This is a genomic window from Pseudomonas sp. FG35, from assembly GCF_057809295.1.
Genome location: NZ_JBMDJR010000005.1, coordinates 259,620 through 272,998, shown reverse-complemented (window position 1 = coordinate 272,998; position 13,379 = coordinate 259,620). Strand labels below are relative to the sequence as shown.

The following is a 13,379-nucleotide window of genomic DNA, read 5'->3' as shown; positions in this document are numbered from 1 at the left end:
ACCTAATTACAAGGAGTCATTCATGACCAAAACCGTTATCACCAGCGACAAGGCCCCAGCCGCCATCGGTACTTACTCTCAGGCGATCAAGGCCGGTAACACCGTTTACATGTCGGGTCAGATTCCCCTCGATCCAAAAACCATGGAACTGGTCGAAGGCTTCGAAGCCCAGACCGTCCAGGTGTTCGAGAACCTGAAAGCCGTGGCCGAAGCCGCCGGCGGTTCGTTCAAGGACATCGTCAAGCTGAACATCTTCCTCACCGACCTGAGCCACTTCGCCAAGGTCAACGAGATCATGGGCAAGTACTTCGACCAGCCGTACCCGGCGCGCGCCGCCATCGGCGTGGCAGCCCTGCCAAAGGGTTCGCAGGTTGAAATGGATGCCATTCTGGTCATCGAGTAATGCGCACGGCGCGGCCTCAGACGCCGCGCCGATTGCTCTGCGGTAAAGAAAAGGTTTTGAAAGGATTCCACCATGCGCAAAGCGCTTGCTCTCTCGCTGCTCGCCATTTTCCTCGGCGGTTGCGCCAGCAACCCTGCCGACCGTGACATCAGCGGCACCTGGATCAATCAGGTCGCCATCGATGCCGCTGCCAAGGGCGGCCCCCTGCGCGAAGCGCTTCAGGCCTACGGCCCGAACCTGGAGTGGGACGTCAACACCAAGGCCGGCCAGGCCCGCTACACCAACGGTTTTGAAAACGTGGAAGGTCGCTTGCTCGGCGAACAGTCCGGCGCCTGGAAAGTCGACTTCTATGGCAGCTCCGCCAGCGAGCTGAAACGCGACGGTGGCCAACTGCAACAAGCCGCCAACGAAAACGAACCGGAACAGGTCTTCGACCGCGCGCAGATTCCGGTGCCGGAAGGCGCACCAATCGGCGCCAGCTTCGAACGCGCACTGTATTCCGCTTATCTGGGCGGCAACTGGACGATCACCAGCGGCCAGGGCGAAGGCGCTACCGTGCAGTTTCAGGCTGACGGCCAAGTCTCCGGCCTGCCGGGTGCCGACCGCTATGCCCTGTGTCTCGCCGGCGATTGCGCGTCGATGAGCAGCGGCAACGACAGCATGTGGTTGCAGCAGAACGGTCAGGGCAACAACTGGATCTTTGTGCGCAAGGGCAAGGAACTGGAAATCCTGCAGGCCGTGAACACGGCACTGGCGGACGAACAACCGCAGTTCACCCCGGGTGAGCGCAAGTGGTTGCTCAAGAAGCAGTGATCGGCGCTTGAGACAAAAAAGGCGGGAGCAAACATTTGCTCCCGCCTTTTTGACACTCGAAAGTCAGCAACGCCCCTCTAGAATCGCGGCATACCCCTCACGATAACTCGGATACTTCGGCACCCAGCCCAGCGTCTTCGCCCGCGCATTGCTGCAACGCTTGCTGCCGGTGCGCCGTACGCTCTCGTCTTCCGACCATTCGGTGACACCCAGATATTCCCGCAACCACGCCACCACCTCGGCCAGCGGCGCCGGCGCATCGTCCACGCCGATATAGATGTCATCCAGCGTCACGCCCTTGCGATCCGCGTCCAGCAAGAACGCCATCAACCCCGCCGCGTCATCGGCATGGATGCGATTGCCATACAGCGGCGGATCGACCGCCACGCGATAGCCACGACGCACTTGGGTCAGCAGCCATTCACGGCCGGGGCCGTAAATGCCGGTCAGGCGCACGATGCTCGCGGGAATGCCGCTGTTGAGCGCAACCTGCTCGGCCTCCAGCATCAACCGACCGGAATAACCCGCAGCGACGGTTTCGGATTTTTCATCGACCCACTCGCCGCTCTGCTGCCCATAAACACTGCTGCTGGAAACGAACAGCAGCCGCTCAGGCTCCTGCCCGTAATCGTTCAGCCAACCCAGCACATGCTGCAAACCCTGCACATACGCCGCACGATAACCGGCCTCATCGTGATCGGTGGCTGCCGCGCTATACACCAGGTAATCGATAGCGCCCACCGGCCAGGTTGCCGGGCAATCCTCATTGAACAAGTCACCGGCGACACCGATAACGCCGTCCGGCAAACGTGAAATATCACGGCGCAGGCCATAGACCTGGAAGCCGGCAGCCAGCAATTGCGTGGCCAGACGGCTGCCGACATCACCGCAACCGGCGATCAAAACAGAAGGCGCGGACATCAAAAATCTCCCATCGGAAAGCGACAGACTAGCCTCGGCAAGGGACGAGCGGCTAGCAATGAAGGAAAAAAAGCAACTCTATTACTTCTGTTAACAAGAATTACTTGCAATAATGCACGCCACTTTTGTTCTCGGCCTCACGAGGCCTGGAAGAGCATTACCGTTTTTCTATCTCAGGTCCGGCCAGCATGACACGCATTCAAAACTCCGCTTCGCCAACCAACCGACCTCGCGCCTGGAGCGCCGTGGCTGCCCTGCTGGTCAGCCTGATGCTGGCGCCAGCCGCCTTCGCTGACGCACAAACCCCGGCTGCGCCAGCCGCCACCGAGCAGAGCGCTCCGGCCGCCGCACCTGCCGCGACCGACCCGGTGCAGGCCGTAGACGCCAGCGCCGCCGACGCGCCGGAAGTCCTTGAAGCCGACAACACCCTGGGCATGGCCCACGACCTGTCGCCATGGGGCATGTACCAGAACGCCGACGTGATCGTTAAAGCCGTGATGATCGGCCTGGCCATCGCCTCGATCATCACCTGGACCATCTGGATCGCCAAGGGCTTCGAGCTGATGGGCGCCAAGCGTCGTCTGCGCGGCGAGATTGCCGCCCTGAAAAAAGCCGCCACGCTCAAAGAGGCCAGCGCCACCGCCGCGAAGGAAGGCACCCTCGCCAACCTGCTGGTACACGACGCGCTGGAAGAAATGCGCCTGTCGACCAACGCCCGCGAAAAAGAAGGCATCAAGGAGCGCGTAAGCTTCCGCCTCGAGCGCCTGGTCGCAGCCTGTGGCCGCAACATGAGCAGCGGCACCGGCGTCCTCGCCACCATCGGTTCCACCGCACCGTTCGTCGGTCTGTTCGGTACCGTGTGGGGCATCATGAACAGCTTCATCGGCATCGCCAAAACCCAGACCACCAACCTTGCCGTCGTAGCACCGGGTATCGCTGAAGCGCTGCTGGCTACCGCACTGGGTCTGGTGGCCGCGATTCCTGCCGTGGTCATCTACAACGTCTTCGCCCGCTCCATCGCCGGTTACAAGGCTCAGGTGTCCGATGCGTCGGCTCAGGTGCTGCTGCTGGTCAGCCGCGACCTCGACCACCAGCCTGAGCGCAGCAGCTCGCATCCGCACATGGTGAAAGTGGGGTAATCGGCCATGGGCCTGCATTTGAAAGAAGGCGCAGACGACGATCTGGCCGAGAACCACGAAATCAACGTCACGCCGTTCATCGACGTGATGCTGGTGCTGTTGATCATCTTCATGGTGGCCGCGCCGCTGGCCACCGTGGACATCAAGGTTGACCTGCCTGCCTCGACCGCCAAACCGGCACCGCGGCCGGAGAAACCGGTGTTCCTCAGCGTGAAGGCTGACCAGCGCCTGTTCCTGGGCGATGACGAAGTGAAAGCCGAAACCCTCGGCGCCGCACTCGACGCCAAGACCCAGGGCAAGAAAGACACGACGATCTTCTTCCAGGCCGACAAAGGCGTGGATTACGGCGACCTGATGAGCGTGATGGATAACCTGCGCGCCGCCGGTTACCTGAAGGTCGGCCTGGTCGGACTCGAGAGCGCAGTCAAGAAATGATCACGACGCGCCATAAGCTGACGCGTTACAGCGGTAGCCTGGCCGTGGTGCTGGGTGTTCACGCGCTGGCCATCGCGCTGGCGCTGAACTGGACCGCCCGCCCGCCCATCGAATTGCCGCCGCAGGCAATGATGGTCGAGCTGGCACCGGTTCCGGCCCCGCCACCGCCCGCACCGCCGAAAGTCGTCACGCCACCGCAGCCACCGGCTCCGGTTGAAGAACTGCCGATCCCGAAACTGGCTGAAGCGCCAAAAGCCGAGATCGCGGTGCAGAAACCGAAGCCTAAGCCGAAACCAAAACCGCCGAAGCCGATCGAGAAGAAACTGCCCGATCCGCCGAAGGAGAAACCGTCCGAAGAGAAGCCCGCCGATACCCAGCCGACTCAGGCCCCGACGGAGAAATCCGCCCAGCCTGCACCGGGCCCGTCGCCTGCACAAATGGCCGCCAAGGCCAGCTGGCAAGGCACCCTGCTCGCGCACCTGGCCAAGTACAAGAAGTACCCGGCCAGTGCTCAGGCACGGGGCAAGGAAGGCTTGAACCGGTTGCGTTTCGTGGTCGATGGCGAAGGCAACGTGCTGTCGTTCGAACTGGTGGGGCGCTCCGGCAACGCCGATCTGGACCGGGCCACCCTGGAAATGATCCGCCGCGCCCAACCGCTGCCCAAGCCACCGGCCGACATGCTGACCAATGGCGCGATCGAAATCGTTGCGCCGTTTGTGTACTCGCTGGAACGCCGCCGCTGATTCGCACTCACGCAGCTCGGCCTGATTCAGCCAAAAAGGCACCGAAAGGTGCCTTTTGCTTATCCATCCACGGCAAACCGGCATTGCCCGGTGTCGCATTCATCACTCAGTCTGATAACGTGCGTCTATCGATTGCAGCCGGTATGCTTGGCCCGCATCTTCATGGACGCTTGCTATGACTCTCACAGAATTACGCTACATCGTTACCCTCGCCCAAGAGCAGCATTTCGGCCACGCGGCCGAGCGTTGCCACGTCAGCCAGCCGACCCTGTCGGTGGGCGTGAAAAAGCTTGAAGACGAACTCGGTGTGCTGATTTTCGAGCGCAGCAAAAGCGCCGTTCGCCTGACCCCGGTCGGCGAAGGCATCGTCGCCCAGGCGCAGAAAGTGCTGGAGCAGGCCCAGGGCATCCGCGAGCTGGCCCAGGCCGGCAAGAACCAGCTGACCGCCCCACTGAAAGTCGGCGCAATCTACACCGTCGGCCCCTACCTGTTCCCGCACCTGATTCCACAACTGCACCGGGTCGCCCCGCAGATGCCGTTGTACATCGAAGAAAATTTCACCCACGTGCTGCGCGACAAACTGCGCAACGGCGAGCTCGACGCGATCATCATCGCCCTGCCGTTCAACGAAGCCGACGTGCTGACCCTGCAACTCTACGACGAGCCGTTCTACGTCCTGATGCCGGCCCAGCACCCGTGGACCCAGAAAGAATCCATCGACGCCGCGCTGCTCAACGACAAGAGCCTGCTGCTGCTCGGTGAAGGCCACTGCTTCCGCGATCAGGTGCTGGAAGCCTGCCCTACCCTGACCAAGGGCAACGACGGCGCCAAGCACACCACGGTCGAATCCAGCTCGCTGGAAACCATTCGTCACATGGTCGCGTCCGGTCTGGGCATCTCGATCCTGCCGCTGTCGGCGGTGGACAGCCACCACTACGCCCCCGGCGTGATCGAAGTGCGCCCGCTGTCGGCACCAGTGCCGTTCCGCACCGTGGCCATCGCCTGGCGCGCCAGCTTCCCACGGCCGAAAGCCATCGAGATCCTCGCCGACTCCATTCGCCTGTGCTCGGTCGCCAAGCCTGCCGCGCCGGTTACGGCCGGGTAAGTCAGCGTCATGACTGAGCTGTCGCAGGTCTCGGTCACCGCACTCAAGGGTGTCGGTGAAGCCATGGCCGAGAAACTGGCCAAGGTCGGCCTGGAAAACCTTCAGGACGTGCTGTTCCACCTGCCGCTGCGTTATCAGGATCGCACCCGCGTGGTGCCGATCGGCGCATTGCGTCCCGGGCAGGACGCCGTGGTCGAAGGCACCGTCAGCGGCGCCGACGTGGTCATGGGCCGGCGTCGCAGCCTCGTCGTGCGTTTGCAGGACGGCACCGGCGGCTTGAGCCTGCGCTTCTACCACTTCAGCAACGCGCAGAAAGAAGGTCTCAAGCGCGGCACGCGGATTCGCTGCTACGGCGAAGCCCGGCCCGGCGCCTCGGGGCTGGAGATCTACCACCCGGAATACCGCGCCATCAACGGCGACGAACCGCCGCCGGTGGATGAAACCCTGACCCCGGTCTACCCGCTGACCGAAGGCCTGACCCAGGCGCGCCTGCGTCAGTTGTGCATGCAGACCCTGACCCTGCTCAAGCCATCCACCCTGCCCGACTGGCTGCCGACCGAACTGGCTCGCGACTATCAACTGGCGCCGCTGGCCGACGCGATCCGTTACCTGCACAACCCGCCCGCCGATGCCGACGTCGATGAACTCGCCCTCGGTCATCACTGGGCCCAGCATCGCCTGGCTTTCGAAGAACTGCTGACCCATCAACTGTCCCAGCAGCGCCTGCGCGAAAGCATGCGCTCCCTGCGCGCGCCGGCGATGCCGAAAGCCACCAAACTACCGGCGAAATACCTGGCCAACCTCGGCTTCAACCCGACCGGCGCCCAGCAACGAGTCGGCAACGAAATCGCCTACGACCTCAGCCAGCACGAACCGATGCTGCGGCTGATTCAGGGCGACGTCGGCGCGGGCAAAACCGTGGTCGCCGCCCTCGCCGCGCTTCAAGCGCTGGAGGCGGGTTATCAGGTCGCGTTGATGGCGCCGACCGAGATCCTCGCCGAGCAGCACTTCATCACCTTCAAACGCTGGCTCGAACCGCTGGGCATCGACGTGGCGTGGCTGGCCGGCAAGCTCAAGGGCAAGAACCGCGTCGCCGCGCTGGAACAGATCGCCAGCGGCACGCCGATGGTGGTCGGCACCCACGCGCTGTTCCAGGACGAAGTGCAGTTCAAGAACCTCGCGCTGGTGATCATCGACGAACAACACCGCTTCGGCGTGCAGCAACGTCTGGCGCTGCGGCAGAAAGGCGTCGGCGGGCGCATGTGTCCGCATCAACTGATCATGACCGCCACACCGATTCCGCGGACGCTGGCGATGAGCGCCTACGCCGACCTCGACACCTCGATCCTCGACGAACTGCCGCCCGGTCGAACCCCGGTCAACACCGTGCTGGTCACCGACACCCGCCGCGTCGAAGTCATCGAACGGGTGCGCAGCGCCTGCGCCGAAGGCCGTCAGGCCTACTGGGTGTGCACGCTGATCGAAGAGTCCGAAGAGCTGACCTGCCAGGCCGCCGAAACCACTTTCGAAGACCTGACCGCCGCCCTCGGCGAGTTGAAGGTCGGGCTGATCCACGGCCGCATGAAACCTGCCGAAAAAGCCGCCGTCATGGCCGAATTCAAGGCCGGCAACCTGCAACTGCTGGTCGCCACCACCGTGATCGAAGTCGGCGTCGACGTACCCAACGCCAGCCTGATGATCATCGAGAACCCTGAGCGTCTCGGCCTTGCGCAACTGCACCAGTTGCGCGGTCGTGTCGGCCGGGGCAGCGCGGTCAGCCATTGCGTGCTGCTCTACCATCCGCCGCTGTCGCAGATCGGTCGCCAGCGCCTGGGCATCATGCGCGAGACCAACGACGGTTTCGTCATCGCCGAAAAAGACCTCGAACTGCGCGGCCCCGGCGAAATGCTCGGCACCCGCCAGACCGGCCTGCTGCAATTCAAGGTCGCGGACCTTATGCGCGACGCCGATCTGTTGCCCGCCGTGCGCGATGCCGCCCAGGCATTGCTCGAACGCTGGCCTACCCACGTCAGCCCGTTGCTCGACCGCTGGCTGCGACACGGGCAGCAATACGGCCAAGTGTGAGCACCGTCGCAGTTTCTGACAGCTCGTTCCAACCAAGCTGGTTATACTCCAGCAATTGTTTCAAAAACGGATACAGACCATGACCGAAGCTGCTCTCGCTCCCGAATCACCGCACGCTCCGTCTGTTATTCGGCTGCTGCTCAACAAGCTGGGCGTCGCCTACGAAGAAGTGCTCGACCACCACGGCCTCAACGCCTCGCGCAAAGTGCAGGCGGTGTTGCTGGACGACGCGGTCGGTGCGCTGATGGTGCTGTTTCCACAGAGCCAGCTGCTGGATCTCAACCGCCTCGCCGAACTGACGGGCCGTCGCCTGACCGCCGTGTCCACCGAGCGCCTGGAAAAGATGCTCGGCAAACACAGCCTGAGCCTGTTGCCGGGCCTGCCGGCGCTGACCAGTTCGCCGTGCCTCTACGAAGAAAGCCTGCTGCGTGAACCGAAGTTGCTGATCAACTCCGGCGAGCCGGGCCTGCTGCTGGAAATCGCCAGCGAAGACTTCAAGACCATGCTGACCAAGGCCAGCGCCGCCAACTTCGGCGAAGCCCTGAGCAGCATCCGCCCGAACCTCGACCGCCCGGACGATGACCGCGAGGAAATCACCCAGGCCGTTCAGGCGTTCACCGCGAGACGCATCCAGCAGCGTCTGGAAGCGACCATCGAGATTCCACCGCTGGCCGAAACCGCACAAAAAATCATCAAGCTGCGCGTCGACCCCAACGCCACCATCGACGACATCACCGGCGTGGTCGAAACCGACCCGGCGCTGGCTGCGCAAGTGGTGAGCTGGGCGGCGTCGCCGTACTACGCGTCGCCGGGCAAGATCCGTTCGGTGGAAGACGCGATCGTCCGCGTACTGGGCTTCGATCTGGTAATCAACCTGGCGCTGGGCCTGGCCCTCGGCAAGACCCTGAGCCTGCCGAAAGACCACCCGCAACACACCACGCCGTACTGGCAGCAGTCGATCTACACCGCCGCCGTCATCGAAGGCCTGACCCGCGCCATGCCGCGCGCCCAGCGTCCGGAATCCGGCCTGACCTACCTCGCCGGCCTGCTGCACAACTTCGGCTACCTGCTGCTGGCCCACGTGTTCCCGCCGCACTTCTCGCTGATCTGCCGCCACCTGGAGGTCAACCCACACCTGTGCCACAGCTATGTCGAGCAACACCTGCTGGGCATCAGCCGCGAACAGATCGGCTCCTGGCTGATGCGCTACTGGGACATGCCGGACGAACTGGCCACCGCCCTGCGCTTCCAGCACGACCCGAACTACGACGGCGCCTACGCCGAATACCCGAACCTCGTCTGCCTGGCCGTGCGCCTGCTGCGCAGTCGCGGAATCGGCTCCGGGCCGGATGAAGACATTCCGGATGCGCTGCTGGAGCGCGTTGGTTTGAGCCGCGACAAGGCCAATGATGTGGTCAGCAAAGTGCTTGAGGCGGAAGTGCTGCTGCGGGAACTGGCTTCGCAGTTCAGCCAGGCTTAAAAGCATCGCGGGCAAGCCACGCTCCCACAAGATCTACGCGATCCCTGTGGGAGCGGGCTTGCCCGCGATGAATCCAACTCGGTCCAACTGAACGCATCAAGCCTTTGGCTTGGCCTTCCTAGGCTTCAAATACTTCATCAACCCCTGAAACCACATGACCAGCGCCGGGTTGCCCTTGAGCTGAATCGACTTGTCCTGAATCCCCTGCATGAACGCCAGTTGCTTGTTCTTCGCCTGCATCGTGGCAAACCCGAACGCCGCGTCCTTGAACGCAATCGCAAACGCCGGCTCCGCCACCACACCAGACTTGCTGGTAATGCGCTGGTCCTTCACCACGAAATGCCGCGCCACCTTCCCGTCCAGAGTCTGCAGCTGAAACACCAGATCCTTGTCACCCAACTGCTGCTGGAACGCAGGATTTGTCCGACTGGCCTTACCCATCAACAGACCCAGCATCCACAGAAGAAAACGAAATTTCATGCGCACAGCCTCAAAAGGAAAATGAACGGCTGGGGGAGTGTAAGGGATTCGGATGGATTCGCCACTATCCTGGATTGATAGAAGACGATGCAGGTCTTTTCTCGCATGATGACTACCAAGTCACGCTTGCAAACCCTTGAGCCTGATCGTTCCCACGCTCCGCGTGGGAATGCCTCCCGTGACGCTCCGCGTCACACCATCCCCCGTCCTACACCTGAAGAAACACATTCCTGTAGGAGCTGCCGATAGCAATGGTTTCTTGTTCCTCTACCCCGCAAATCCTTGGGAAATCTCCTTCAAACTGCGGTGCTGTCCGTGAACTAGGCAGGCTGGACCATCGTCGATAGCCTCTATGTGTCACCGCAAAATCGGTGACCGGATGTGCAAGTCCGAAAACCGGAGCAAATCTTTCCAACTCAAAAGGATTTACACCGATGATCGACCCAACCTTCACTGACGAAGAAGTTTCCCCTTACGAATTCCCAGACTCAAAGAAACTCCACGAAGCCGCCGAACGCGCCCTCGACCACCACTTCAAACCCACCGCCCCACGCCCCAAACGCCTGGGCGGCCTGTTCGCCCTCTGCCCCAACGCCGACGCCGAAGCCCTCATGGCCAACGCCTCCGAAGACCTCCTGTCCATCAGCGCCTTCGCCGCCAACCTGGCCGACGACCTCGACGGCCCCCGCCGCTCAATGGCACTGGGCCTGAGCAGAATGGCGGACGGCGTACGGTTGATGGTGGAAGGCACGCTCGATCACATTGAGTTTCGGGAGTATCACGCCAAGCCGTAGCTGAATTGCGGGCGGCAAAAAGGGGACGTTGAGTCCCCTTTCCTGATCTTCGGCAGCAGCGACTAGCGAAAGTCCTCCGCGCTTTTTGGTCGCGTCTCCAACCCGAAATCCGCCAACCGATGTACGTAAGCATGACCACCGGCATTACAGGACTGCCGGAATACAACTTTGTCCCCCTTGAGTACCGTCAGAAAACTTACGAAGGCCTGGCTAACGAGGTAGGTATACGCACCGCTTTTGAACTTGATGATGTTCAGGTTCACGCTGCCTTCCGACGCATCTACAACAAAGAATTTGCCCTTGGGTGGCGTAGCATTCTTCGGGTAGACCATCTCGATATTCCCCGGCACACCGTAGCGATACTGAACAGAACCGGCCGTGGGCTTGCTGTTTCCCCGCGCACAAACAGAAACCGTCTTGCCGCCCTCCAGCGGGCAGCTGAAGTAAATGTCTTCGTCATCCGAGCACAACGTTCCATCCTGCCCGCCCTTCAACGGCGCCGTCTCCTGCGAAACGCGCTCCGGCGCTTTCGCGATATCAGCACAGTTGGACAGGCAAATTAGCTTCGAAAGATCCGGATCATCGCTTTCAGTGAACAGGTAAGTCGCTGAACCATCGCGGTTGCGGGCGTGATAAACGGGAACACTGACGGCCAGCCCTTTGGCCGACACCGGCACCTTGGTATCCCCGCCCGAGACGACCCAGCCTTCGGCCTCCCCGCATAACGCATCCAAAGCGACTTCACTGAACGAGTCTTTCGTAGGCACGGCGAACGGCTTGGCATCACCTCGGCAGTCGTAGCCATGCCAGTAGGGCCCGGTGTTCATATCAATGTCGATCGAGAAAACATAAGCGCCGTCGAGCACCACTTTGCCGCTGTCATAGGTGAAAACCAGCCAACGGCGCGACTTCGCCTGGGAGTAATTTTCTTCCTGAAGGATGTAGCGCTCGCCATCTCGATACAGCCAGAAGTCACTCATCGCCCCTGCCGGCTCCGCCGTCTCGGAAAGGCGCTGCCCGGAATGTGCGTCCACCAGAAAGTTGTCTTTCAGCGCCAGCGCACAGTCGCTGTCAGCATCCCTGCACGACGTGAGAGACGGGAACATCGGCGCCGCCACCGCAGAGAAAGAACACATCAATAACGCAATCAAACCTAATCTTTTCAACTTGCCACCTGTTTCAAAGCGAGTAATCCATCACTTCTTCAAGCTGCCAGCATGGCCCACGGGCAAACCGATACTCGAAGACATAATCGGTATCTGGTTTCTGCAGGATGGCGACGGCGTGATCACCCTGCTCTTCCTTGACGGTCAACGTCAGGCCCTGGGCCTCTCGCTTCGCTACATCCGGGATGATCGGGAAATTGAGCTGATCGCCGCTGAGGCTGCTTTTTTGCATCTCGGGCTCGGGATCACCGGCCACGGTCGTGACCATTTTCAGCGGCTGCTGGACGAAGGCTTTCTGCACCTCTTCGCGTTCAGAGAAGGTTGAGAGGAACGTTGAAAAGTTGGGTGAGGGGCAAGCGACACTCGCCTTGTCACCCTCGGTTTTGAGTGGCTTCTGACGGTTACCCTGATCCAGTTTCGAATCCGAAATCATCCTTCCATCCAGATCCGCCAAGTACTTCTTGATGCTCGCCGCATCCTTGTAAGCACACTCGACTTCTACGCCATCTTCCCGATTGATACCGTCAAGGCAGTTCTGTAACTCAGGATCTGGCAGGTCACCCCGAAAGAACTGCAAAGCCAAGTGGTCACCGTCCTTGAAGAGCGGCAATTCCAGCACCGAATAGGAATCTCCTTCGAAATGCTCGTGCAGAACTTTGTGTTTTGTCAGGACAAACATGGACTTCCCCGCTCGCTCAGGGAATTTGCGCTCGAAGAAGAACACCGAGGCAATTTGTTCGCCTTCAACCTTCCACACATAATTCAGCGAAGGTTTCACCGCATTCATGGGCGCGTAGAAAATCTCGGCACCTGGCACATGCACGCCCCTGACCTGACCCTTGAGGTTGTTCTTCAAAAAGAACACCGTGATCTTTTGATCACCCAACGAAGCAACCACCGGAGGATGCAGTTCACCGATGGTTTGAGGGTCACTTGCCGATGCCGGCTGAGTCGACAAGCCGACGATAAGCCCGAGCACACCAAAACAACTTAAGAGCCTGTTCAATTCCGATCACTTCCCTGCTGATCAATCTTCTAAATATTTACGCTGATGGTTTCACGATGACTCAGGTGCGCCGCATTTCAGCTCTTTGATTCGCTCGTTTTGAATCGGAATTACACAGGCGAGGCGCTTCTCTGCCTCCTCACGAAGCTCGAACAAGCTGAGCGTCAGCTGTAAACCATCCGAAGTGAATGCATGATCCTCAAACAAGGCACTGGCGTAACCATCCCAAAACGATTTGCCGTTAAAACTGCAAAACCGTTTTGAGGAGAGCTCCCGCCAATTGCCCTCGGGCGCGAGGATCTGAACATTGAGGCAGGGGCTACCAAACGTAGTGACATAACGAGCCACCACATCGCCGTATCGTTGCGAAGCAGAACTGGAAACCTTGGCGACATCGACCACTTCACTCGGACCATCCGGAACGACCGCATCCAGGAAGGCTGCACGCTCTAGACTCATTCTGGCGATGCACTTATTGAGCACCAAGGTATATGCCTGCGAACCAGGTTCGACATCCGTGGCATCGAGGGGGCAAGTGGTATCGCGCAACTTGATCCAGGCGCGCTGCGAGTCTTTTGCCATAGCCATGTAAGCCTTTCCTTGTTCAGGCTCAGGCTTCCATCGAGATTCAAATCGCGCCATCAGTTTTTTGTAGCTGGAATTGAGTTTTGCGTCGGCACTCTTGCGGTCGGCTTCCACACACTCATCGTACTGCCAGCTCACGGTGATGACTTTGCAAGTGTCCTCAGCGAGCACGGCTGAAGCGGACAGCAGGCCTAAGGACAACGCGATACAGCGCACAAACATGT

Annotated in this window: 14 protein-coding genes; 9 read left to right on the top strand and 5 right to left on the bottom strand. The window is 60.8% G+C overall.

Features of this window, described 5'->3' with window-relative positions; genetic code table 11:
- Window positions 1-22 precede the first annotated feature (22 nt).
- Window positions 23-403 carry a RidA family protein gene (locus tag ACODTD_RS12570; RefSeq protein ID WP_003229509.1) on the top strand — a complete coding sequence of 127 codons (381 nt, stop codon included), beginning with the start codon at window positions 23-25 and terminating at the stop codon, window positions 401-403.
- Between the two features lie 72 nt (window positions 404-475).
- Entirely contained in the window at window positions 476-1,216 is a 741-nt protein-coding gene (locus ACODTD_RS12565) for a putative periplasmic lipoprotein (RefSeq protein ID WP_221615808.1), read from the top strand.
- A gap of 63 nt (window positions 1,217-1,279) precedes the next feature.
- On the opposite strand, the gene ACODTD_RS12560 is transcribed toward ACODTD_RS12565, so the two are convergent.
- Complete coding sequence (locus ACODTD_RS12560) at window positions 1,280-2,137, bottom strand: SDR family oxidoreductase (RefSeq protein ID WP_011336563.1); 858 nt, start codon at window positions 2,135-2,137, stop codon at window positions 1,280-1,282.
- 188 nt (window positions 2,138-2,325) lie between these two features.
- Here ACODTD_RS12560 and exbB point away from each other — a divergent pair, with 188 nt between their 5' ends.
- From exbB to ACODTD_RS12530, 6 genes are all read left to right on the top strand, one after another.
- Window positions 2,326-3,276, top strand: coding sequence for a tonB-system energizer ExbB (gene exbB / locus ACODTD_RS12555; RefSeq protein ID WP_285354290.1), 951 nt, complete (start codon window positions 2,326-2,328; stop codon window positions 3,274-3,276).
- A 6-nt stretch (window positions 3,277-3,282) separates the two neighbouring features.
- Complete coding sequence (gene exbD / locus ACODTD_RS12550) at window positions 3,283-3,711, top strand: TonB system transport protein ExbD (RefSeq protein ID WP_011336565.1); 429 nt, start codon at window positions 3,283-3,285, stop codon at window positions 3,709-3,711.
- Window positions 3,708-4,454: a TonB family protein gene (locus ACODTD_RS12545; RefSeq protein WP_007954422.1), complete on the top strand. Its 747-nt coding sequence runs from the start codon at window positions 3,708-3,710 to the stop codon at window positions 4,452-4,454. Before exbD ends, ACODTD_RS12545 begins: the two co-directional genes overlap by 4 nt.
- 175 nt (window positions 4,455-4,629) lie before the next feature.
- Window positions 4,630-5,559: a hydrogen peroxide-inducible genes activator gene (locus tag ACODTD_RS12540; protein ID WP_007954418.1), complete on the top strand. Its 930-nt coding sequence runs from the start codon at window positions 4,630-4,632 to the stop codon at window positions 5,557-5,559.
- Window positions 5,560-5,568: 9 nt separating this feature from the next.
- Entirely contained in the window at window positions 5,569-7,644 is a 2,076-nt protein-coding gene (gene recG, locus ACODTD_RS12535) for an ATP-dependent DNA helicase RecG (protein ID WP_074689971.1), read from the top strand.
- A gap of 79 nt (window positions 7,645-7,723) precedes the next feature.
- Entirely contained in the window at window positions 7,724-9,124 is a 1,401-nt protein-coding gene (locus tag ACODTD_RS12530) for an aminoacyl-tRNA deacylase and HDOD domain-containing protein (protein ID WP_011336567.1), read from the top strand.
- Window positions 9,125-9,220: 96 nt separating this feature from the next.
- On the opposite strand, the gene ACODTD_RS12525 is transcribed toward ACODTD_RS12530, so the two are convergent.
- Window positions 9,221-9,604, bottom strand: a complete 384-nt coding sequence (locus ACODTD_RS12525; RefSeq protein ID WP_096817262.1) for an SCP2 sterol-binding domain-containing protein — start codon at window positions 9,602-9,604, stop codon at window positions 9,221-9,223.
- Window positions 9,605-10,038: 434 nt separating this feature from the next.
- On the opposite strand from ACODTD_RS12525, the gene ACODTD_RS12520 reads away from it, so the two are divergent.
- A complete protein-coding gene (locus tag ACODTD_RS12520) occupies window positions 10,039-10,398 on the top strand; it encodes a DUF6124 family protein (protein WP_085647070.1) in 360 nt (119 codons plus the stop codon).
- Between the two features lie 62 nt (window positions 10,399-10,460).
- Here ACODTD_RS12520 and ACODTD_RS12515 read toward each other — a convergent pair whose 3' ends face one another.
- From ACODTD_RS12515 to ACODTD_RS12505, 3 genes are read right to left on the bottom strand one after another with little or no spacing between them, the layout of a single operon-like run.
- Entirely contained in the window at window positions 10,461-11,549 is a 1,089-nt protein-coding gene (locus ACODTD_RS12515; protein ID WP_489104894.1) for a hypothetical protein, read from the bottom strand.
- 28 nt (window positions 11,550-11,577) lie between these two features.
- Window positions 11,578-12,570 (bottom strand): hypothetical protein, encoded by a 993-nt coding sequence (locus ACODTD_RS12510; RefSeq protein WP_489104893.1) that lies wholly within the window; start codon window positions 12,568-12,570, stop codon window positions 11,578-11,580.
- Window positions 12,571-12,621: 51 nt separating this feature from the next.
- Window positions 12,622-13,377 (bottom strand): lysozyme inhibitor LprI family protein, encoded by a 756-nt coding sequence (locus ACODTD_RS12505; RefSeq protein ID WP_489104917.1) that lies wholly within the window; start codon window positions 13,375-13,377, stop codon window positions 12,622-12,624.
- Window positions 13,378-13,379 lie beyond the last annotated feature (2 nt).

What these genes read in the sequence shown, in the direction of transcription:
- ACODTD_RS12545 (WP_007954422.1), top strand. Translation starts at nt 3,708, where the DNA reads ATGATCACGACGCGCCATAAGCTGACGCGTTACAGCGGTAGCCTGGCC.
- ACODTD_RS12520 (WP_085647070.1), top strand. Translation starts at nt 10,039, where the DNA reads ATGATCGACCCAACCTTCACTGACGAAGAAGTTTCCCCTTACGAATTC.
- ACODTD_RS12565 (WP_221615808.1), top strand. Translation starts at nt 476, where the DNA reads ATGCGCAAAGCGCTTGCTCTCTCGCTGCTCGCCATTTTCCTCGGCGGT.
- recG (WP_074689971.1), top strand. Translation starts at nt 5,569, where the DNA reads ATGACTGAGCTGTCGCAGGTCTCGGTCACCGCACTCAAGGGTGTCGGT.
- ACODTD_RS12570 (WP_003229509.1), top strand. Translation starts at nt 23, where the DNA reads ATGACCAAAACCGTTATCACCAGCGACAAGGCCCCAGCCGCCATCGGT.
- exbB (WP_285354290.1), top strand. Translation starts at nt 2,326, where the DNA reads ATGACACGCATTCAAAACTCCGCTTCGCCAACCAACCGACCTCGCGCC.
- ACODTD_RS12525 (WP_096817262.1), bottom strand. Translation starts at nt 9,604, where the DNA reads ATGAAATTTCGTTTTCTTCTGTGGATGCTGGGTCTGTTGATGGGTAAG.
- ACODTD_RS12530 (WP_011336567.1), top strand. Translation starts at nt 7,724, where the DNA reads ATGACCGAAGCTGCTCTCGCTCCCGAATCACCGCACGCTCCGTCTGTT.
- ACODTD_RS12505 (WP_489104917.1), bottom strand. Translation starts at nt 13,377, where the DNA reads ATGTTTGTGCGCTGTATCGCGTTGTCCTTAGGCCTGCTGTCCGCTTCA.
- ACODTD_RS12540 (WP_007954418.1), top strand. Translation starts at nt 4,630, where the DNA reads ATGACTCTCACAGAATTACGCTACATCGTTACCCTCGCCCAAGAGCAG.
- exbD (WP_011336565.1), top strand. Translation starts at nt 3,283, where the DNA reads ATGGGCCTGCATTTGAAAGAAGGCGCAGACGACGATCTGGCCGAGAAC.
- ACODTD_RS12560 (WP_011336563.1), bottom strand. Translation starts at nt 2,137, where the DNA reads ATGTCCGCGCCTTCTGTTTTGATCGCCGGTTGCGGTGATGTCGGCAGC.